General features: G+C 72.5%; 18 protein-coding genes and 1 pseudogene. 11 read left to right on the forward strand and 8 right to left on the reverse strand.

Features of this window, described 5'->3' with window-relative positions; all coding sequences use genetic code 11:
• Nucleotides 1–470: cellulose binding domain-containing protein (locus tag AC5L30_RS27195; RefSeq protein ID WP_494870579.1), on the forward strand; the 470-nt coding region annotated here is incomplete at its 5' end.
• A gap of 92 nt (nt 471–562) precedes the next feature.
• Here AC5L30_RS27195 and AC5L30_RS27200 read toward each other — a convergent pair.
• From AC5L30_RS27200 to AC5L30_RS27210, 3 genes are all read right to left on the reverse strand, one after another.
• The gene (locus AC5L30_RS27200; protein ID WP_494870581.1) at nt 563–3,430 is read right to left on the reverse strand and encodes a glycosyl hydrolase; all 2,868 of its coding nucleotides are present in this window, start codon (nt 3,428–3,430) and stop codon (nt 563–565) included.
• Between the two features lie 157 nt (nt 3,431–3,587).
• A complete protein-coding gene (locus tag AC5L30_RS27205; RefSeq protein WP_494870583.1) occupies nt 3,588–3,986 on the reverse strand; it encodes an MmcQ/YjbR family DNA-binding protein in 399 nt (132 codons plus the stop codon).
• A 40-nt stretch (nt 3,987–4,026) separates the two neighbouring features.
• Entirely contained in the window at nt 4,027–4,722 is a 696-nt protein-coding gene (locus tag AC5L30_RS27210; RefSeq protein WP_494870585.1) for a DUF1223 domain-containing protein, read from the reverse strand.
• A 151-nt stretch (nt 4,723–4,873) separates the two neighbouring features.
• On the opposite strand from AC5L30_RS27210, the gene AC5L30_RS27215 reads away from it, so the two are divergent.
• Nucleotides 4,874–5,176, forward strand: coding sequence for a GNAT family N-acetyltransferase (locus AC5L30_RS27215; RefSeq protein ID WP_494870587.1), 303 nt, complete (start codon nt 4,874–4,876; stop codon nt 5,174–5,176).
• 22 nt (nt 5,177–5,198) lie between these two features.
• Here AC5L30_RS27215 and AC5L30_RS27220 read toward each other — a convergent pair whose 3' ends face one another.
• Nucleotides 5,199–5,789 carry a TetR/AcrR family transcriptional regulator gene (locus AC5L30_RS27220; RefSeq protein WP_494870589.1) on the reverse strand — a complete coding sequence of 197 codons (591 nt, stop codon included), beginning with the start codon at nt 5,787–5,789 and terminating at the stop codon, nt 5,199–5,201.
• 90 nt (nt 5,790–5,879) lie between these two features.
• Here AC5L30_RS27220 and AC5L30_RS27225 point away from each other — a divergent pair, with 90 nt between their 5' ends.
• Nucleotides 5,880–6,635 (forward strand): SDR family NAD(P)-dependent oxidoreductase, encoded by a 756-nt coding sequence (locus tag AC5L30_RS27225; protein ID WP_494870591.1) that lies wholly within the window; start codon nt 5,880–5,882, stop codon nt 6,633–6,635.
• A gap of 37 nt (nt 6,636–6,672) precedes the next feature.
• The gene (locus AC5L30_RS27230) at nt 6,673–7,389 is read left to right on the forward strand and encodes an isocitrate lyase/PEP mutase family protein (RefSeq protein ID WP_494870593.1); all 717 of its coding nucleotides are present in this window, start codon (nt 6,673–6,675) and stop codon (nt 7,387–7,389) included.
• Nucleotides 7,390–7,584: 195 nt separating this feature from the next.
• Here the strand turns inward: AC5L30_RS27230 and AC5L30_RS27235 are convergent, their stop codons facing one another.
• From AC5L30_RS27235 to AC5L30_RS27250, 4 genes and pseudogenes are all read right to left on the reverse strand, one after another.
• Nucleotides 7,585–8,733 (reverse strand): helix-hairpin-helix domain-containing protein, encoded by a 1,149-nt coding sequence (locus AC5L30_RS27235; protein ID WP_494870595.1) that lies wholly within the window; start codon nt 8,731–8,733, stop codon nt 7,585–7,587.
• A 308-nt stretch (nt 8,734–9,041) separates the two neighbouring features.
• Nucleotides 9,042–10,391: an FAD-dependent oxidoreductase gene (locus tag AC5L30_RS27240; protein ID WP_494870597.1), complete on the reverse strand. Its 1,350-nt coding sequence runs from the start codon at nt 10,389–10,391 to the stop codon at nt 9,042–9,044.
• A gap of 175 nt (nt 10,392–10,566) precedes the next feature.
• Nucleotides 10,567–10,893: pseudogene (locus AC5L30_RS27245) on the reverse strand (TcmI family type II polyketide cyclase); the annotation flags it as partial.
• Between the two features lie 128 nt (nt 10,894–11,021).
• Entirely contained in the window at nt 11,022–11,819 is a 798-nt protein-coding gene (locus tag AC5L30_RS27250) for an AfsR/SARP family transcriptional regulator (RefSeq protein ID WP_494870599.1), read from the reverse strand.
• A 426-nt stretch (nt 11,820–12,245) separates the two neighbouring features.
• Between AC5L30_RS27250 and AC5L30_RS27255 the strand changes: the two genes are divergently transcribed.
• From AC5L30_RS27255 to AC5L30_RS27285, 7 genes are read left to right on the forward strand one after another with little or no spacing between them, the layout of a single operon-like run.
• Nucleotides 12,246–12,584 carry a TcmI family type II polyketide cyclase gene (locus AC5L30_RS27255; protein ID WP_494870601.1) on the forward strand — a complete coding sequence of 113 codons (339 nt, stop codon included), beginning with the start codon at nt 12,246–12,248 and terminating at the stop codon, nt 12,582–12,584.
• Nucleotides 12,581–14,329, forward strand: a complete 1,749-nt coding sequence (locus AC5L30_RS27260) for an acetyl-CoA carboxylase carboxyltransferase subunit alpha (RefSeq protein WP_494870603.1) — start codon at nt 12,581–12,583, stop codon at nt 14,327–14,329. The genes AC5L30_RS27255 and AC5L30_RS27260 overlap by 4 nt, the downstream gene beginning before the upstream one ends.
• Nucleotides 14,326–14,856, forward strand: coding sequence for an acetyl-CoA carboxylase biotin carboxyl carrier protein (gene accB / locus AC5L30_RS27265; protein WP_494870605.1), 531 nt, complete (start codon nt 14,326–14,328; stop codon nt 14,854–14,856). The genes AC5L30_RS27260 and accB overlap by 4 nt, the downstream gene beginning before the upstream one ends.
• Before the next feature lie 19 nt (nt 14,857–14,875).
• Nucleotides 14,876–16,306, forward strand: a complete 1,431-nt coding sequence (locus AC5L30_RS27270; protein ID WP_494870607.1) for an acetyl-CoA carboxylase biotin carboxylase subunit — start codon at nt 14,876–14,878, stop codon at nt 16,304–16,306.
• Nucleotides 16,303–17,058: an SRPBCC family protein gene (locus tag AC5L30_RS27275; protein ID WP_494870609.1), complete on the forward strand. Its 756-nt coding sequence runs from the start codon at nt 16,303–16,305 to the stop codon at nt 17,056–17,058. The genes AC5L30_RS27270 and AC5L30_RS27275 overlap by 4 nt, the downstream gene beginning before the upstream one ends.
• Entirely contained in the window at nt 17,051–17,455 is a 405-nt protein-coding gene (locus AC5L30_RS27280) for a cupin domain-containing protein (protein WP_196922953.1), read from the forward strand. Before AC5L30_RS27275 ends, AC5L30_RS27280 begins: the two co-directional genes overlap by 8 nt.
• 55 nt (nt 17,456–17,510) lie before the next feature.
• Entirely contained in the window at nt 17,511–18,785 is a 1,275-nt protein-coding gene (locus AC5L30_RS27285; RefSeq protein ID WP_494870611.1) for a beta-ketoacyl-[acyl-carrier-protein] synthase family protein, read from the forward strand.
• The last annotated feature ends 61 nt before the right edge of the window (nt 18,786–18,846 follow it).

Consider the following 18,846-nt stretch of genomic DNA (forward strand, 5'->3'; position numbering starts at 1 on the left):
GGGACTGCGACTCGTGGCGTGGGTCCGACAACGCCCTGCTGTTCGACTGCAACGGCAACAAGAAGGCCGCGTACACCAACGTTCTGAACGCCCTCAACGCTGGCCCCGCCATCCCGACGGACCCGCCGACGGACCCGCCGACCGATCCGCCAACGGACCCGCCGACCGACCCGCCGACGGGTGGTTGTTCGGCATCGGCGTCACTGAACTCGTGGAACGGCGGCTTCGTGGCCACCGTGAAGGTCACCGCCGGCTCCGCCGGCACGAGCGGATGGAACGTCAGCGTCACCCTTGCCAGCGGTGCGAGTGTCACCAACACCTGGAACGCGACGGCCACCGGTTCGACCGGCACGGTGCGGTTCGCCAACGTGGACTACAACGGCCGGCTCGGCGCCGGCCAGGTCACCGAGTTCGGCTTCCAGGGCACGGGCAGTGGGGCCGGCATCACCCCCACCTGCACCGCCTCCTGAACACGACTGACTGACCGCACCCGTCGGCCGGTGGGGAGGACCGATCCTGGTCCTCCCCACCGGCCGACAACGTGTCGCGACAAACGGATCGATCAGGAGTACGGAAGCCGCAGCACCGACTGGTTGCCGATGCCCACCGTGGTCGGGTTGTTGCCGATCGCCGACCAGACCTCCACCCGGACCGTGCCGTTGCTCAGCGCGCCCAACGTGCCGGTGGCCGAGGACAGGCCGGCGTTCTGGGTGTAGTGCTCGTAGCCGGCGACCGGGTCGGTGGCGAAGTAACGCAGCGTCTCCACCCGTTCCCAACTGCCATTTCCGGTGAGGTCGTAGGAGATCCGCACCTGCACGCCGTTGCCGACCGCCGTCCCGGCGTCCACGAACAGGTCGAACGCCGTCTGCCCGCCGGCGTAGGCGAGGTTGAGGCCGGTCGCCGTGAAGACCTGGGCGTTGGTGGGCGTACCGTCGTGGTTTCCGTTTGCCGCCGCGACCGTCGTCGTGGCCGCGCTACCGGCGGCGCCCAACCCGCCCCCGGGCAGCAGGTACCGCGTCGGATTGCCCGGGGTCGTCGGCGGGTCGGTCGTCGGCGGGGGGTCCGTCGGCGTCGTCGGGGGGACGCCGCCGGCCGCGTTGCCACCACTCCAGGTGTACGCCCCGGTGGTGGCCGTCTTGCCGGCTCCAACGGTGAGCGTGGTGCCGTTGGAGAACGTCACCGTGATCGGTGTCGCCGTCGGGTTCGACGCCACGTAGGTGCGGGCCCCGTTGCGGGAGAAGACCGCGGACAGCGGATGGTTGCCGGTCACCGTCGTGTCGACATTGCCGAGGGCGGCGAGGTTACGGATCCAGTGGAACGTGTGCGCCCGGCTCTCGCCCTCCTCCGGGGTGTAGCCGGGGTTGGCGCGCAGGTTCGCCAGTGCCGCGTCGGGGTCGCCGAGGGCCTGGAACTGCCAGAGGATGTCCTGCCACACCGTCGGTTGTCCGCCGTTGTTGCGGACGAGCTCGGCGTAGTTGGTCCGCACGTACGCCGGGTTGTTGCCCAGGTAGAGGTGCCCGCCGGTGACCGGGAGTAGGTTGATGCCCTGGATCATCTCGGGCTCGCCGCTGAACCAGGTGGCGTACGCGCCGCCGTCGCCCCAGACCATGCCGACCGTCGAGTGCCCGAAGGCGGCGGGGAAGTTCTGGTCGCTGACGTCGAACCAGTACTCCTGGATCGCCGCCGCCTGGGTGGTGTAGAGGAAGACGCCGGCGTCGCGGACGGCGGTGTTACCCGTCGTCTGCCCCCACTGGATGAGGGCGCTCGCGAAGTTCATCCCCTCCGACGACGACTCCTGGTTGTTGCCGGAGCCGAACGAGCCGTGCCCGGACGCCCAGTCGTGGCCGGCGTAGATGTCGAAGTCGCGCAGGTACGGGAACTGGGTGTCGCCGCGGCGGTAGTTGTTGGCGTCGCGGATCAGCAGGTCGACCATGCCGCCGTAGCGGCTGGTGGCCGCCCAGGCCGGGTCGAACTTCGCCAGCGTCGCGGCGGCGGCGATGTAGTAGCCGTAGTGGAAGTGGTGGTCGTTGAGCTCCTGGTCCGACCCGTACGACGCCGGGTAGCCGATCAGGGTGCCCCAGGTGTTGTCGTAGTAGAAGACCCGGCTGGTCTTGCCGCTGGACGCGGTGAACCAGTCGGTGAGCGTGCTGCGGATCGCGTTCAGCGCACTGTCGCGCGTCGCGGTGTCGTTGACCAGGTCGGCCATCTCCGCGATCCGGGCAGCCCGGCCGAGCCCCTTGCCCGTCCAGTAGGTGTCGTTGCCGCGCTGGTCCATCGGGTTGGCGCGAACGGCGGCCAACTGGCTGGTGAGCGTCGCCAGGTCGGCGCCGCTGCCGTCGCCGACGGCCGGCAACTCCGGCAGGATGCCCTGGAATTTCATGGCGGTGCGGAACTGGTTGACGCCGGTGAGCACCTTCATCCGGCCGCGCGCCGACGGGTAGGTCGGCGTGATCGCGGTGGAGCCGCTGAGCGACTTCCACTGGTGTGGGTAGAGGCTGACCACGGTCTGCGTGGCGGTGCCCTCCCGGGCGGTCGTGGTGAACGCGTACGTGGTGGTGAGGCCGCTGTTCGCGGGGTTGTAGGCGTACGACACCTGGGTGCCGGTCACGTGGGCGTGCGCGTACCGGCCGTAGGTGGCGGCCAGCTCGGCGCGCTCCGTCGCGCTCGACGTCGGTGGCAGGAGGGCGACCGAGAAGTATCCGCGGCCGGCCAGGGTGGACGAGATCCGACCGGAGGCCACCGTCCAACTGGCGCCGCTGGGCGCGAACCCGACGTAGTCGTGGCCGTTGACCCGGAAGCCGATGGTGGCGCCACTGTTGGACCAGACGTCGGGGGTGCCGGCGGTGCTGATCTGCGCGTTTCCGCCGGTGGTCTGGAAGTACGCGAAGGGCAGCCCGTGGCCGATGGTGGCGCGCATGGTGCGCGTGCCGTCGCTCCAGTGTGGGCTGACCGTCCAGTCCGTCCAGCCGTCGACCTTGACCAGGGGTGCGGCGAGCCCGGCCACACCGACCCGGATGTCCTGCACGTACGGGTAGTGGAACTCGCCGACACCGGTGGCGGTGCCGCTGATGGCGGGCGTGGAGTTGGCGGAGAAGCCGAGCCCGTCGCCGAAGGTGTCGTACGAGATCGGGTGGGCGTGCAGCGGCTCACTGAAGGAGCAGTCGGTGCGCTTCCACAGCAGCGAGGACCACCAGTCGTTGGTGGGGATCGGCCCGGCGGGCGCGTTGGCGGTGGCGAACTGCCGGGGGTTGCTGGACATCGCGCCGCAGCCGCTGGGGAGCGGGCCGACCGGGGTGGTGGTGTAGCTGCCGGCGCCGACGGGCGCGGCTTCGGCCGCGCGGGTGACGGGGATGGCGAGGCCGCCGACGACCAGGGCCAGCGCGGTGGCGGCGGCCAGGGCCCATCGGCGGTGGGGGACGGGAGGTTTCATCGTGCCTCCATCGCGCGCGCCGGGTGCGGCCCTTGCCGGGTCCAGCGCTATGCGTCTGAATTGGGGGGAAGGTCAGGTGAGAGAGCGCTCTCTCGGCCACGGTAATCGAGTACCGAGATCCCCGTCAATGTGTCCAACCCGTTGCGTGCTGATGTCGCTATTTGCCGGCGACCGCACGGTCACCCAGCGGTTCGCCCGCAGGGTCGTTCAACAATGCGTCCGGCACCCGCATCCGCCACGCGTCGGTCACCAACTCGGTCAGCCGGTCCAGGTCGACCGCCGCCAGGCGCAGCAGCACCAGGGGCAGGCCCTCGTAGCTGGGCGTGGTGAAGAAGACCTCGGGCTCGCCGAGCAGGAGAGCCTGCTTCTCAGCCTCGTCGCCGACGAACAGCACCGCGATGTCGAGCCGGATCACGCGCGGCTTGCCCGGTATCCGCTCCGGATAGGACCAGACGAACCCCTTGTCGGCCACCCGGAAGTCGAAGCCGTCACTGGCGATCTCCACCGTGTGCGGCAGGGCCAGCGCCACCCGGCGTACGTCGTCCGCGTCAGCCACCGAACCTCCTCGCACCGCGCACCATCCGCATGCGCCGAGATTACGCGCTGGACAGCTCGATGGCCGTGGCGCCGACGATCGCTCGTTCGCCGTTCTCCTGGACATAGCCGACCACGCTCGCGTTCCGCCGATCGAGATCAGGTGGCGTCGCCAGTTCCACCTGCCCCCGCTCGGCGTCCAGGCCCACCGACCTGAAGGCGCGTACGACGTTGTCCTGCCGCAGCGTCCGCCCGGCGTTCTCGCCCCGGGCGATGTCACTGGTCAGGTCCCGTTCCACGACCGCCACGTGCAGCATCGCGCGCTCCGGCGGCCGTTCGGCCCGGTACTCCACCATCACCCGGTCGCTGCCCAGGTTGGCGATGGAGAGCGCCAGTGGCGTGGTGGCGGTCCACGCCACGGCGGACATGATCGCCGAGGCCGCCCGTCGGCGATCGGAACCGACGAACTCGACGGTGCCGTTGACGACCATCTGCGGGGTGTACAGACCCCGGGTGCCGAACGCGCGGGCGTACGCCTCCTGTCGTGCGGTGTACGCCGCGTCCGCGAACTGGTCGGGCCAACCCAGGTCGTCCCAGTAGTCGACATGGAACCCGAGGGCGAAGACGTTCTGTCCCCGAACCCGTGCGTCGCGCTCGATCTCGCTCAGCAACTCCTCCGCGGGAGGGCAACTGTTGCAGCCCTGGGACGTGAACATCTCGACGACGGCGAAGCCGCCGTCCGTCGATGGATTCGTCATGGTGGCGTGTCTCCTCCCACGTGTGCCGGGTGGCGTTTCCCGGTGCCCGGCGGCGCTGCGTTTCCCGTTTCGGCCGCGACAATGCGCGTGGGCTCGCGTCCTCGGCCGGCCTCGCAGCGAGCGCCGCCGGGCCGGGTGGTTGGATGGTCGGGTGCAGTTCACCGTGACAGACGCGCCGGCGCGGGAGCGTTTCGAGGCGCGCGACGAGGCGGGCGCGGTCGCCGGGTTCGTCACCTACCAGCTGACCGGCTCGATCATCGCCTACACCCACACCGAGGTCGATCCGGCGTACGAGGGTAAGGGCGTCGGGTCGACGCTGGCGCGAGCCGTGCTGGACGACGCGCGGGGCAAGGGCCGGACGGTCGTGCCGATCTGCCCGTTTATCGCCGACTGGCTGGTCAAGCACCCGGAGTACGAGGGAATCGTGGTCCGGTCCACTCGCAAGATCAAATAAGCACGCCCCGGTCGGGCCGGTGTCAGGCGTCCGGTAGGAGCTTCGCGGCGAGGGTGCGGGCCGTCGCGGTCAGGGTGTCGATGTCCAGCCCCGTCCGCCCCATGAACACCAGCCCCTGCTGCGCGGCGAGCAGCGCGCGCGCCGTCTCCACCGGGTCGACGTCGCGTGGCAGGTCACCCTCGTCCTGGGCCCGCCCGACGCTCTCGGCGACCAGGGCGGTCGTCGCCTCGTAGGTGCGCCGCGCCTCGGCCAGAACGTCGGGGTCGCTGGTGGCGAGTTCGTACGTGCTGTTGGCCATCAGGCAGCCGCGCCGAGCGGCGGCGCCACCCGGGTCGTCCACCGGCGCCATGACGAACGCGCGCAGCGCGTCCAGGGCGCGGGGAGCGGACGTGAGCATCTCGCGCAGGTAGCCGCCGCTGGTGTCGGTGTACTCCCGCAGTGCCCGCAGGAACAGTCGGTGTTTGTCGCCGAAGGCGCCGTAGAGGCTGCCCTTGCCCAGCCCGCTGACGCGCACCAGGTCCTCCAGTGAGGTCGCCGCGTAGCCGGCGTCCCAGAACTGGTCCCGGACGGCGCGGATCACCTCTTCCTCGTCGAACTGTCGTGGCCTGGCCATGTGACCAGCGTAGCAATTATTGACCGGTTGGTCCACCAAGCGTATGGTGGACCGATCGGTCAATAATCAGCTCAGGTGGAGGACCAACCCATGACACAGCCTCTCGCGGGCAAGGTCGCCCTCGTCACCGGCGGTTCCCGCGGTCTCGGCGCGGCCACGGCCCGCGCTCTGGCCGATGCCGGTGCGGACGTCGCCATCACCTACGTCGGCTCCGCCGACAAGGCCGCCACGGTCGTCGAGGAACTGGTGGGGCGGGGAGTGCGCGCCCTCGCCCTGCAGAACGACCAGGCGGACAGCTCACGCGCACCGCAGCTGATCACCGACGTCGTCACCCGGCTCGGCGGCCTGGACATCCTGGTCAACAACGCCGCGATCTCCCTGGAGCAGGGCCGGACGGTCGACGACCCGGACGTCGACGTGGCCATCCTGGACCGGATGCACGCCACCAACTACACCGGCGTCATCGCGATCATCCGCGCGGCGGCGAAGGTGCTGCGCGACAACGGCCGGATCGTCAACATCGGCTCGGGAATCGGCACCCGCGTCGGCGTACCCGGTCTCGCCGACTACGCCGCGACCAAGGCCGGGCTGGTCGGCTACACCCGGGGCGTCGCCCGCGACCTGGCGCCGCGCGGCATCACCGTCAACATGGTGCAGGCCGGGCTGATGCTGACCGGGATGGAGCCGCCGGACCCGGAGATGCTCATGGGCATGGTGTCCAGCCTCGCGATCCAACGGGTCAGCGACCCCGCCGAGACCGCCGCGGCCATCGCGTTCCTGGCCAGCCCCGCGGCCTCGTACGTCACCGGCGCCGTGCTTGACTCCAACGGCGGATACACCGCCTGAGCCCCGCCCCTGCGCAACCCGTCGGGAGACCCCAACGATGACAGCCGCCACCTTCCGTGCCCTGCACCACGACCGTGCCGCCGGTGACCCGCTCGTCCTGCCGGGCCCCTGGGACGCGGGCAGCGCCCGGGTGCTGGCCGACGCCGGATACCCGGCGCTCGCGACCCCGAGCGCGGGTGTCGCCGCCTCGCTCGGCTACGAGGACGGCGCGACCCCGCCGGACGAGATGTTCGCGGCGGTCGCGCGGATCGTCCGCGCCGTGTCCGTTCCCGTGTCCGCCGACGTCGAGGGCGGTTACGGTCTCGCCCCCCGCGAGCTGGTGGGGCGGCTGTTGGAGGCCGGCGCGGTCGGCTGCAACCTGGAGGACTCGGCGGGGCCCGCCACCCTCAAGGACCCGCGGCGGCACGCGGACTGGCTGGCCGAGGTACGCGCCGAGGCCGGTGACGCTCTCTTCATCAACGCGCGCGTCGACACGTTCCTGGTTGGGGCGGGTGACCCGGCCGACGCGGTGGAACGCGCCCGCCTCTACGTGGCGGCCGGCGCCGACTGCGTCTACCCGATCCTGGCGCCGCCGCAGGTGCTCCCGCAGCTGAGGGAGGGCATCTCGGGGCCGATCAACATGGCCGCCGGACCGGACCGGGAGTCGGTGGCCGAGCTGGGCCGGCAGGGCGCGACGCGCATCACCTTCGGCCCCGGGATGCAGCGGTACGCGATGGGCGCGATCGGCGACCTCGCGGCCGAGCTGCGCGCCTGAGGGAGCTGCACGTCACCCCACCGGGGTGATCGACGCGGGTTCCTGGAAGTCGGGGTGTCCGGGCCGGGTGGATGGCGCGGTTTCCTGAATGCCGAGTCGATCACCGCGGCGGTGGCGTCGGAGATTGTCGGCGGCTACGGCCGAGCCCCCGGCCGCCGTCGCGATGACGGCCGCCGGGGGCTCGAATGCAGGCGGTCAGGTTTGGTTGCCGTTCGGCAGCACCGCCGCCATCTCGTCGCCGGCACCGGCGAGCACGCGTGCCTGCTGCGGCCAACTGGCCAGCCCAGGTGCGGCGCGCAGGCCGGCGGCCCGGATCACATCGCGCAGCGCCGGCTCGTCCAACTCGCCGAGTTGGCCGTACGTACGCACGCCGGCGTCCTGCAACGCGGCCGCCATTTTCGGCCCGATCCCCTGAATCCGGCGGAAGTCGTCGGCCGGGCCCGTCGGGTCGGCGTCGACGCTGCTGATCGCCGCGTCGGCAGCCGAACGGACCGGAGGGGTCGCGGTGCCGGCCGGCCGGACCGGAGGCGTGGCCACCGTCGACCGTTCGGTCCCCGCCGCGTCGGCCTGTGCCGGCTCGGCGTTCACGGAGTCGGCCTGTGCCGGCTCGGCGGTCGCCGCCGCTGCCGGCGTCGGGTCGACCGCCGTGGCCTTGGTCCCCGCGTCGTCGACCGGGCCGCCGGAGGCCGGCGCGTCGTCGGCCGGCGCGAGAACGGCGGAAGTGACCGCGATCGGCGCGTCGTCGGCGGGCGTCGTGTCGACCGGCGTGGCGTTGACGGGCGCGGTGTCGACCGGGGTCGTGTCGACGGGCGCATCGGCGACCGGCGCGTCGTTGGCCGGCGTCGTGTCGACCGGCGCGGTGTTGGCGAGCGGGAGGTCGTCCGCGGGCTGGCGGGGAGCGACCACGGCCGCCGGGGCGGGCCGCTCGTCGGCCGTGACCGGCTCGGGGGCTGGGTCCAGGGCCGGCTCCGGCCGAGGCTCGGCGGCGTCGGACTGCTCGGTGGCCGGTCCGGGCGGCGGGTCCTCGGTCAACGCCATGTCCGCCGGGTCGGCGGTGCTCGGGGTGTCCGCCGGCACGGGCACCGGGGCAGGACCGTCCGGTGCGGTCACCGCGGCTGGCGCGCTGACCGTGTCGACCGGTACCGGCTCGTCGGCGACCGCGGTGGGTGCCGGGTCGACGGCGGCCGCAGGACGGGCCTCGTCGGTGGTGGCAGCCGGCGTCGGCGTGCTGATCACGGCCAGACCGGCAACGGGGTCACCCTCCACTATCGAATTGCCCTGTGCGCCCCGCCGGCCGCGCAGCAGCCACCCGGCGGCCAGGCCCAGCAACAGTGCCAGTACCACTATCAGCGAGTGTCCGAAAGACCACGCCACGGCGAACCTCCCTCTCACCTCGTTGGAAAAGTCACGAGAAAAACTCGCCGCAGCTTCGCACACGCGTATTGCCGACGACAGGCAGGATCGGCCGTCAGCGTCGCGGGTGCGCCAGCCACCTCAGCCGGTGCCTGCCGGATAACACAGCGTCGCCCAATCACCCCCGAAACCCGACCGGACGAGACCGGGCCCGGCGAGACGGCAACCGACAAGGCCCGGACACGATGAGACCCGGGCCCGGCGAGGGACGCCGAGCCCGGGTCGGGCGATGCGGGGGTTCAGTCCCGGTCGCCCTCGTAGGTGTGGAAGTCGTCGACGAACCGGCGACGGAGCCCTGGCACCCGGCTGGTCACTCCGAAGTAGCCGCGTGCGCCGAGCAGCGCGAGCCGACCCACCACCGGTCGGTACATCCGGTCGTCGCCGTTGGTGCCGCTGCGATTCAACGATTCGGCGACCCGCGCGAAGCCATACGGCGCCATCACCGCCTCGTAGTCGGCGACAGCCTGGAGCAGCGTCTTGTCGCCGGCGGTGGCGCGGCTGAGCTGTGCGCAGAGCAGGCGGGCGTCGCGCAGCGCCGTGTTCGCGCCGACGCCGCGACCCGGGGTCATGGTGTGGATGGCGTCGCCGAGCATGGTGACGGTGCTGCTCTTCCAGGGCGGCACCGGCTCGGACGTGGACACTTTGATCGGTAGGGCGCTGGCCGGGTCCGCGTGGGTCAGCAGCTCCCGTAGGTGCGGGTGCCATTTCGTGGTGAGATCCAGGGCCACCTGCACCAGGTCCTCGCCGCGGCGTTCCATCACGTCGGGCGGGAACCGGTTGGCCGCACTCCAGATGATCAGGTTGATGTTGTCGGTGGTGGTGTCGTGGGCCAGGCCGGGCCAGTCTCGCAGCAGGGCGGCGTCGGGCTCGCTGACGCCGGGCTTGATCGCGCGTTCGGCGTCCCACTTGAACTCCATGACGTGCAGCACGCCCATCATCCCGCCGACGCCGAAGATCAGCGAGATGCCCTGCTGGACCCGCTCCGGAATGAGGCCGCGGGTGTGTGGGGTCAGCGGGATCCGGGTGGCGATGTTGATCGTCCCGGCGTCGCGGGTGACGGCATGCGGCAGGTACTGGCGGCGTACGGCGGAGTGGGTGCCGTCGGCCGCCACCAGCAGGTCGCCGGTGGCGCTGGTGCCGTCGGCGAAATGCGCGGTGACGGTGCCGTCGTCGCGCTGCTCGTACCGGGTGAAGGTCTTGTCGAAGTGCACCACGTCCTCCAGGCCGGTCAGCAGCACCTGGCGCAGCACCATTCGGGCCACCGAGTGTTCGGTGCGCACCGGGTCGGCGCTCGGCCGCAGCGCGAACGACGCGGTCTGGCGGAGCCCCTGGGTGACGACGTTGAAGTAGTGCGGCGGCCGGGCGCAGGTGGCCAGGAAGGTGGCGAACAGCTCCGGGGGCAAACATTCCCGCAGCGCCCGGCTACCGGTGGGGCCGATGCCGACCCGGTAGCCGAGCAGCCCCTCGGCGCGATCGCGGTGTCGTTCGTAGACGGCGACGCTGATCCCGGCCCGGCGCAGGCCGTGCGCCAGGCACAACCCGCCCGTGCCCGCGCCGATGATCAGGATGTGCGGCGGCGCGGCGGACATCTCAGCCGGCCGGGTGCGGGGCGGGTGCCTCGGTGTTGGCCGGGCGCGGAGCGGGCGCGTCGGTGCCGGCTGGGCCCGCCGTGGGCGCGGCGGCGCTGGCCGGGCGCGCTGTGAGCGCGTCGGTGCCGGCCGGGCTGGCCGTGGGCGCGGTGGTGCTGGCTGAACGCGCCGTGGGCGCGGTGGTGGCGTCCCACCGGTAGAAGCAGCCGGCGATCGCGTCCCGGGGAGAGCGCCAGGTCGGCAGGTACGGCGACGTGTGCGCGGAGAGCCGCTCGTTGACCTGTTGGAAGAGTGGGTGGTTGCGGGCCGCCGCGAGCGCGTCCGGGTCGACGTCGTCCGAGGTCTCCAGCAGGTGTACGCACAGGTCGTGCAGGCAGTACAGGGATCGGTGCGTGACGCCGGTCAGGCTGGGGAGTTCGGTGGCGTCGGATTCGGCGAAGATCTGCGCGACCCGCCCCTCCGCTCCCGGGATGATCCGGCTGACGATCAGTAGACGACTCATGGGACCCCTTCCGCCGGTGGCCTGCCCGACCCTCGGGATCGGTGCCACGTGCTCTGTGCGCCCACCGTGCCGCAGCGCCTGTCACGTCACCGTCACGTACGCCGACCGGCCGGTGACGGGCGGCGCCGTCACCCGCGCCGAGCGGCCGGTGACGGGCGGTCGGTGATGGCGTCGCGGCTGGCCTGGCGGATCGGGGCGAGGGTGTCGTCGAGCAGGGCGCTCATCGCGGGGCTCGGCTCCAGCCGCAGTTCCCGGCGGAGGAGGTCCCGGTAGACGTAGAAGGCGTGCACGGCTTCGAAGGCGTTGCCCTCGGCCAGATGGATGCGGACCACCAGCCGGTGTGGTGTCTCCCGTAACGGCTCTGCGGCCATCGCCTCCAGCGCGGCTTCGAGTGCCTCGCCGTGCCGCCCGGCGGCCAGATGATGCCCGGCCACCTGTTCCAGCATGTGCAGGCGGAGTTGGCGCAGGCGCTCCCGGTCCAGCAGCACCCAGTCGTCGTACCAGCCGGGGAGGAGGTCGTGCCGGCCGGCGGCGAGCGCCCCGGCCGCGGTGCGCGGGTCGTCGCCGTCGCGGACCCGGGCCGCGGTGCCGATCAGGTCGTCCACGTCGAGCCGGACCGCCGGGCTGAGTCGTACGGTGTCGCTGGCCACGGTCATCGGGCAGCACGGGTCCTGTCGGAGCCGCCACAGGGCGGTGCGCAGGGAGGACAGCGCCCGTTCCTCCGACGCGTCGGGCCAGAGCAGCCCGGCGAGCTGGCTGCGGGTGGCGCCGGGGCGGAGCCCGATCAGCGCGATCACCCGTTGCAGCCCGCGTGGCACCACGACCGGCACCGCCTCGCGGAGGAGTCGGAAGCCGCCGAGCAGGTGGAGTGAGACGCCCTCCTCGGGCGGGTCGCCGGCGGTCGGCACGGACGGATCAGCGGCCACGGCGGCACCCCCTGCGGAACGCTCGTCCCGACTGTCTGCTGTGTCCCGGATCGGTTGCCCGCGACGCCACTGTCGACCCCGCCGATCGTGGCGTGGCCGGGCGCGGCCCCGCCCCGCCGAGGCCGCCGGGCTGACCATGCTGAAGATTATCAATAACGGTCACATTGAGTCAATATCAGCGCGGACCTTCTATTAGCGACAGCCAACCCGAGATCGGTTCTGAACTGCACAAACTTTAGCGCGTGGCGTGCACCGGACGCATAGCTGATACACAGGTTGCGTCAACGCAGCGTCACCACCATGCGTCGATGGTCGACCCGGCGTGGTGACGCCGCCGTGACGAGGATCGGCGCATCGTGTCGGCAGTCGTCCAGCGCGTCCGGGGGCCACCCGTCGCCGGCCGGACGCTGTGGGGGGAGGCCCAGTATGGACCGATCGCTGATCGTCGCGAAGGTGGATCCGACCGCTGAGGAGCGGGTCGCCGAGATCTTCGCCGAGTCGGACGCCACGGAGCTGCCGCGCCTGGTCGGTGTCCAGCACCGCTCGCTGTACCGACTGCACGACCTCTATGTGCACCTGCTCGAGACCGCGCAGCCGACGGAGGGCGCGGTGGAGGCCGCTCGTGGCCACCCCGAGTTCATCCGGGTGAGTGACCGCCTGCGCCCGTACGTGTCGCCGTACCTGTCGACCTGGCGCTCGCCACGCGACGCCATGGCGCGGTGCTTCTACCGGTTCGACGCGCCGGACACCGGGCGGCGGTCGTGACGGCCACCGCGCCGCGCGAAGAGCAGCTCTGGTCCCGCTGCGCCGGCTGCGCCAGCCTGCTCTACCGCAAACGGCTGCGCCGCAACCTCGACGTCTGCCCGGAGTGCGGGGAGCATGCCCGGCTCGGCGCGCCGGAACGCCTGCGCCAACTGGTCGACCCGGGTTCGCTGCGCCCGCTGCCCGACCGGCTGCCGGAGGCGGACCCGATCGACTTCGTCGACGTGCTGCCGTACCCACATCGGCTCACCGCCGCGCGAGCCAGCACCGGCCTGGCCGAGGGGGTCGTCTGCGCCACGGCCACCATCGGTGGGCACCCGGTGGCCCTGGCGGTGATGGACTTCCGGTTCCTCGGCGGCAGCCTGGGCTGCGCGGTGGGCGAGCTGATCACCCGAGCGGCCGAACGGGCGCTGGACGACCGCACCCCACTCATCCTGGTCACCGCCTCCGGCGGGGCGCGGATGCAGGAGGGCGCGCTGTCGTTGATGCAGATGGCGACCGTCAGCCAGGCCATCGCCGCGCTGCGCGAGGCCGGGTTGCTCACCGTGAGCGTCCTCACCGACCCGACGTACGGCGGGGTGGCCGCCTCGTTCGCCACCAACACCGACCTGGTGCTCGCCGAGAGCGGCGCGCGGATGGGCTTCGCCGGGCCCCGGGTGATCCGCCAGATCACCGGCCGGGCCCTGCCGGAGGGCTTCCAGACCGCCGACTTCCTGCTTCGACACGGGCAGGTCGACATGGTGGTGCAGCGTCGGTCGCTGCGCGGGCGGCTGGTGGCGCTGCTCGCCGCGACCCGCGCCGGCCGTCCGGCACGCTCATCCGTACCCCGGCAGGAGCCGGCGTCGCGCCGCGAGCGCCTCGCCGACGACGGCGCGGCCCTGACCCGGCCGGCGGACCCGGCGGCCGAGGGAGACGCCGACATCCCGGCGGTACGCGACGCGTGGGACACCGTCCGGATGGCTCGGCACCCCGGGCGGCCCACCACACTGGACTACCTGGACTCCGTCTTCGACGGGTTCGTGGAGCTGCACGGCGATCGGCTCGGCGCGGACTGCCCGGCCATCGTGGGTGGGGTGGCGCGGCTGGCCGGCCGGCACGTGATGGTCATCGGGCACCAGAAGGGGCACACCACCGCCGAGTTGGTCGCCCGCAACTTCGGCATGGCCAGCCCGGCGGGGCACCGCAAGGCGCTGCGGCTCATGCGCCTCGCCGCCCGGCTCGGCCTGCCCGTGGTCACCCTCGTGGACACCCCCGGCGCCGACCCCGGGGTGAGCGCCGAGGAGCAGGGTCAGGCGGCGGCCATCGCCGAGAACATCCTCACCCTCACCGTGCTGCCCACCCCCGTGCTCGCGGTGATCACCGGGGAGGGCGGCAGCGGCGGCGCGCTGGCGCTGGCGGTGGCCGATCGGGTACTGATGCTGGAGAACGCCGTCTACTCGGTGATCAGCCCCGAGGGGTGTGCGGCGATCCTCTGGCCGGACCGGTCCGCGGCGCCGCAGGCCGCCCGCGCGTTGCGACTGACCGCGCCCGACCTGTGCCGGCTCGGGGTGGTCGACGAGGTCGTGTCGGAGCCGTCCAGCGCGGCGCACGACGACCCGGCCGAGACCGCCCACCGGTTGCGCGCCGCCCTGCTGGCCAACCTCCTGCCGCTGCTGGACGTGCCGCCCGCCATGCTGGTCCGCCTGCGCCGGCAACGCTTCCGACGGTTCGGCGCGAACCGCGCCGGCGCTCGGGCTGGCCGGCGATGACCGCCGGCGACGGGGCGGTGTCGACCGTCGAGGCGTCCGACGAGATCGGGATGGGCGGCGAGGAGGCGCTGGCCGGGCTGCGCCGGCAGGCGCAGCACCTGATCGCCGAGCTGGCCGGGCCGGTACGCCGGATCCGGCTGCGCAGCGGGCCGGCGGTGCTGGAGGTCGAGTGGCACCCCGAAGACGCGACCCGACCGGACGTACCAGCGGTACCGGCCCAGGCGACACCGGCGGTCGTGCCGGCGCCCGGCGCCCCGCCCGCGGTGATCCGGCCATCGGTGCCCGGGCGCGCCGCGGTGCGGGCACCCATCGTCGGCACCTTCTACCGGGCGCCGGAGCCCGGCGCGCGGCCGTTCGTCGCGGTGGGCGACCTGGTCCGGCCGGGCCAGCCGGTCGCCATCGTCGAGGCGATGAAGCTGATGAACGAGGTGACCGCCGACCGGGCCGGCCGGGTGGCAGCGATCCTCGTCGAGGACGGCCAGGCGGTCGAGTACGACCAGCCGCTCGTCGAGCTGGACCCGGCATGATGGCGCGGGGTGGTTGATCATGTTCGAGACCGTGCTGATCGCCAACCGGGGCGAGATCGCGCTGCGGGTGCTGCGCGCCTGCAAGGAGCTCGGCGTGCGAACGGCGGTGGTCTACTCCGCGGCCGACGCCGACTCTGCGGTGGTCCGCCTCGCCGACCAGGCCGTCCGGATCGGGCCGGCGTCGAGTCGGCGCAGCTACCTCAACGCCGCTGCCATCGTGGAGGCGGCCCGGCAGGTGGGCGCGCAGGCCGTGCACCCCGGCTACGGCTTCCTCTCCGAGGACGCCGACTTCGCCGAGATCTGCGCCGACAACGGGCTGACGTTCATCGGTCCGCCGCCGGCGGTGATGGCCGCGCTGGCCGACAAGTCCTCGGCGAGGGCCCTGATGAGCCGCGCCGGTCTGCCACTGTCACCCGGCAGTGTCGCGCCGGTGCCGACCGCCGCCGCGGCGGCCGAGGTGGCCGAGGCCGTCGGTTACCCGGTGATCGTGAAGGCCGCCGCCGGGGGCGGGGGCCGGGGAATGAGCGTGGTGCACACCCCGGGCGAGCTGCGCCGGGCGTACGCCCGCACCCGGGCCGCCGCGCAGGCCGCCTTCGGCGACGACCGGGTGTACGTCGAGCGCTACCTCACCGAGGCGCGGCACGTCGAGGTGCAGGTGCTCTGCGACGCCCACGGGAACGGGGTGCACCTGGGCACCCGGGACTGCTCGGTGCAACGCCGGCACCAGAAACTGGTCGAGGAGGCGCCCGCCCCGGCGCTGCCCGCCGCCGTGCTCGACAGCATCGCCGAGACCGCCCTGCGGGGTGCGCTCCAGGTCGGCTTCGTCGGCGCCGGCACGTTGGAGTTCCTGGTCGACGCCGAGGAGAAGTTCCACTTTCTGGAGATCAACTGCCGGATCCAGGTGGAGCATCCGGTGACCGAGATGGTCACCGGGATCGACCTGGTGCACGAGCAACTGCACATCGCGGCCGGGGTGCCGCTGCGCTGGCGGCAGGAGGAGATCCGCCTGCACGGCGTCGCGGTGGAGTGCCGGGTCAACACCGAGGACCCCGAGCGCGGCTTCGCCCCCACCCCCGGCCGGCTGGAGCGGTTCACCCCGCCCGGCGGCCCGTTCACCCGGGTGGACACCCACGCCAGCGCCGGCTACCTGGTCGGCCCCTGGTACGACTCGCTGCTGGCCAAGGTGATCGTCTGGGCGCCGGACCGGGAGCTGGCCCTCAACCGGCTGGAACGGGCCCTGGACGAGTTCGACATCGCCGGTCCGGGCGTGCACACCACCATCCCGTTCGTCCGGCGGGTGCTCGACGACGCCGCCTTCCGCAAGGGCCGCTACACCACCGGCCTGGTCGACCGTCTGCTCGCCGCCCCCACCCGGGGGCCGGCGGCCGCCCCCGCACCGCGCACCGCGCCCGCCGCAGATCCCGACGCAACCCACAGGAGGACCCGATGACCGTCACCCATGGTCGACCGATGACCGCCGAGATCACCGACATCCTGGTGGCGCACTGCGGGCTGGACGCCGACGCCGCGGCCCGGGCGCCCGCCGCGTCGCTCGAGGAGCTGGGCATGGACTCGCTCGCCCTGCTGGAACTCTCCGCGGTCGTCGCCGACCGCTGGCAGGTGAACATCCCCGAGCAGGCCGGGCAGTTGAGCATCCCGGCGGTGGCCGACCTGGTCGCCCGCCGCGCCGACCCGCCCGGTCACACCGAGAACAGCGTGGTCATCGACGCGCCGCTGGGACTGGTCTGGGAGGTCACCAACGACGTGGCGAACTGGACCGAGCTGTTCACCGAGTACGCGGTGGTGGAGATCCTGCACCGCGAGGGGCACACGGTGCGGTTCCGGCTCACCATGTACCCCGACGAGAACGGGGTGTCCTGGAGCTGGGTCAGCGAGCGCACCACCGACCCGGTGAGCAGGCAGGTCCGGGCGCATCGGGTGGAGACCGGGCCGTTCGAGTACATGCGCATCCACTGGCGCTACACCGAGGAGGCCGGTGGCACCCGGATGACCTGGACGCAGGACTTCTCGATGAAGCCGACCGCGCCGGTCGACAACGCCGCGATGACCGAACGGATCAACACCAACAGCGTGATCCAACTCGCGGTGATCAAGGACCGGGTGGAGCGGATCGCCTGGCAGCGCGCCGATCAGGACAGCCCGACCGCCAGCGACGCGCCGACGGAGGCCGACGATGAGTGACCTGAGCACCCGCCCGATAGCCGCCCGGGACGTACCCGCCGACCGCCGTCGCGGTGGTGAGCTGCGGGTGCTGCTCGGCCCGCGCACCGTCGGCAGCACCTCGGGTTTCCTCGGGGTGGCCACGCTCGAGCCGGGGGAGCGGATCGCCGAGCACTACCACCCGTACAGCGAGGAGTTCCTGTACCTGGTGCGCGGCGCGATCACCGTGGACCTGGACGACCAGCCGACCCTGCTGGCCGCCGGCGAGGGGCTGTTCGTACCGGTGAACGTGCGACACCGGCTGCGCAACACCGGTGTCGAACCGGCCGAGGTGGTCTTCCACCTGGGTCCGCTCGCCCCCCGGCCCGAGCTGGGCCACGTCGACACCGAGTTGGTCGAACAGCGGGGCACGTCGTGAGCGCGAGGAGTGAGCCGGGTTTGCGAGCCCCGCAGTCGCGAACAGAGGTGACGCGATGACCGGGCGCCGCACGGTGGTGACCGGGATTGGGGTGGTCGCCCCGGGCGGCGCCAGCCGGGACCGCTTCTGGAAGACCATCACCGAGGGGCGGACCGCCACCCGGCGAATCAGTTTCTTCGACCCGTCGGCGTTCCGGTCGCAGATCGCGGCGGAGTGCGACTTCGACCCGGTGGCGGCGGGGCTCAGCGAGGCCGAGCGCCGTCGGGCCGACCGGTACGTGCAGTTCGCGCTGGCCTGCTCCGCCGAGGCGGTGGCCGACGCCCAACTGGTGCTCACCGACGCCGAACGGGACCGGGCCGGGGTGGTGCTGGGCACGGCGGTCGGCGGCACGATGGCGTTGGAGCAGGAGTACGTGACGGTGAGCGAGCACGGCCGGCGCTGGCTGGTGGACGGGGCGCGCGGTGGCCCGTACCTCTATCAGGCGCTGGTGCCCAGCAGCCTCGCGGCGGACGTGGCCTGCCGGCACGGGTTGCACGGCCCGGCGCAGGTGGTCTCCACCGGCTGCACCTCCGGCATCGACGCCATCGGGTACGCCCACCAGTTGATCGTGGACGGTGAGGCGGACGTGATGCTGGCCGGCGCGTCCGACTCGCCGATCTCACCGGTCACGGTCGCCTCGTTCGACGCGATCAAGGCGACCAGCCCGGACAACGACGACCCGGCCCACGCCTCCCGCCCGTTCGACGCCGACCGGCACGGGTTCGTGCTGGCCGAGGGTGGGGCGGTGCTGGTGCTGGAGGAGGCCGGGCACGCCCGGCGGCGCGGGGCGCACATCTACTGCGAGGTGGCCGGCTACTCCAGCCGCAGCAACGGCTACCACATGACCGGGCTACGACCGGACGGGCTGGAGATGAGCCTCGCCGTCACCGACGCGCTCAAGCAGGGCAGGATCCTGCCCGAGCAGGTCTCCTACATCAGCGCGCACGGCTCGGGCACCCGGCAGAACGACCGGCACGAGACGGCCGCGTTCAAGCGGGCGCTGGGCCAGGCCGCGTACCGGATACCGATCAGCTCGATCAAGTCGATGGTCGGGCACTCGCTCGGCGCGATCGGCTCGATCGAGATGGCCGCCTGCGCCCTCGCCATCGAGTTCGGCGTGGTGCCGCCGACGGCGAACTGGAGCACCCGGGACCCGGAGTGCGACCTGGACTACGTACCCAACGAGGCGCGGGAGGTTCCGGTGGACGTGGCCCTCTCGGTGGGCAGCGGGTTCGGCGGTTTCCAGTCGGCGATGGTCTTCCGGCGGATGCTGGGCGCGGTGGCGGCGTGAGCGAGCGTAGCGAGCGAACCATCAGGCACAGCAGCGCGGCGCCTCGCGCCGGCGCGGAGCG

It is taken from the genome of Micromonospora sp. BQ32, from assembly GCF_059358895.1.

Bases quoted from the DNA above. Each gene is read 5' to 3' on its own strand.
- AC5L30_RS27280 (WP_196922953.1), top strand. From the start codon at position 17,051: ATGAGTGACCTGAGCACCCGCCCGATAGCCGCCCGGGACGTACCCGCC.
- AC5L30_RS27220 (WP_494870589.1), bottom strand. From the start codon at position 5,789: ATGGCCAGGCCACGACAGTTCGACGAGGAAGAGGTGATCCGCGCCGTC.
- accB (WP_494870605.1), top strand. From the start codon at position 14,326: ATGACCGCCGGCGACGGGGCGGTGTCGACCGTCGAGGCGTCCGACGAG.
- AC5L30_RS27270 (WP_494870607.1), top strand. From the start codon at position 14,876: ATGTTCGAGACCGTGCTGATCGCCAACCGGGGCGAGATCGCGCTGCGG.
- AC5L30_RS27275 (WP_494870609.1), top strand. From the start codon at position 16,303: ATGACCGTCACCCATGGTCGACCGATGACCGCCGAGATCACCGACATC.
- AC5L30_RS27200 (WP_494870581.1), bottom strand. From the start codon at position 3,430: ATGAAACCTCCCGTCCCCCACCGCCGATGGGCCCTGGCCGCCGCCACC.
- AC5L30_RS27240 (WP_494870597.1), bottom strand. From the start codon at position 10,391: ATGTCCGCCGCGCCGCCGCACATCCTGATCATCGGCGCGGGCACGGGC.
- AC5L30_RS27230 (WP_494870593.1), top strand. From the start codon at position 6,673: ATGACAGCCGCCACCTTCCGTGCCCTGCACCACGACCGTGCCGCCGGT.
- AC5L30_RS27225 (WP_494870591.1), top strand. From the start codon at position 5,880: ATGACACAGCCTCTCGCGGGCAAGGTCGCCCTCGTCACCGGCGGTTCC.
- AC5L30_RS27285 (WP_494870611.1), top strand. From the start codon at position 17,511: ATGACCGGGCGCCGCACGGTGGTGACCGGGATTGGGGTGGTCGCCCCG.
- AC5L30_RS27210 (WP_494870585.1), bottom strand. From the start codon at position 4,722: ATGACGAATCCATCGACGGACGGCGGCTTCGCCGTCGTCGAGATGTTC.
- AC5L30_RS27255 (WP_494870601.1), top strand. From the start codon at position 12,246: ATGGACCGATCGCTGATCGTCGCGAAGGTGGATCCGACCGCTGAGGAG.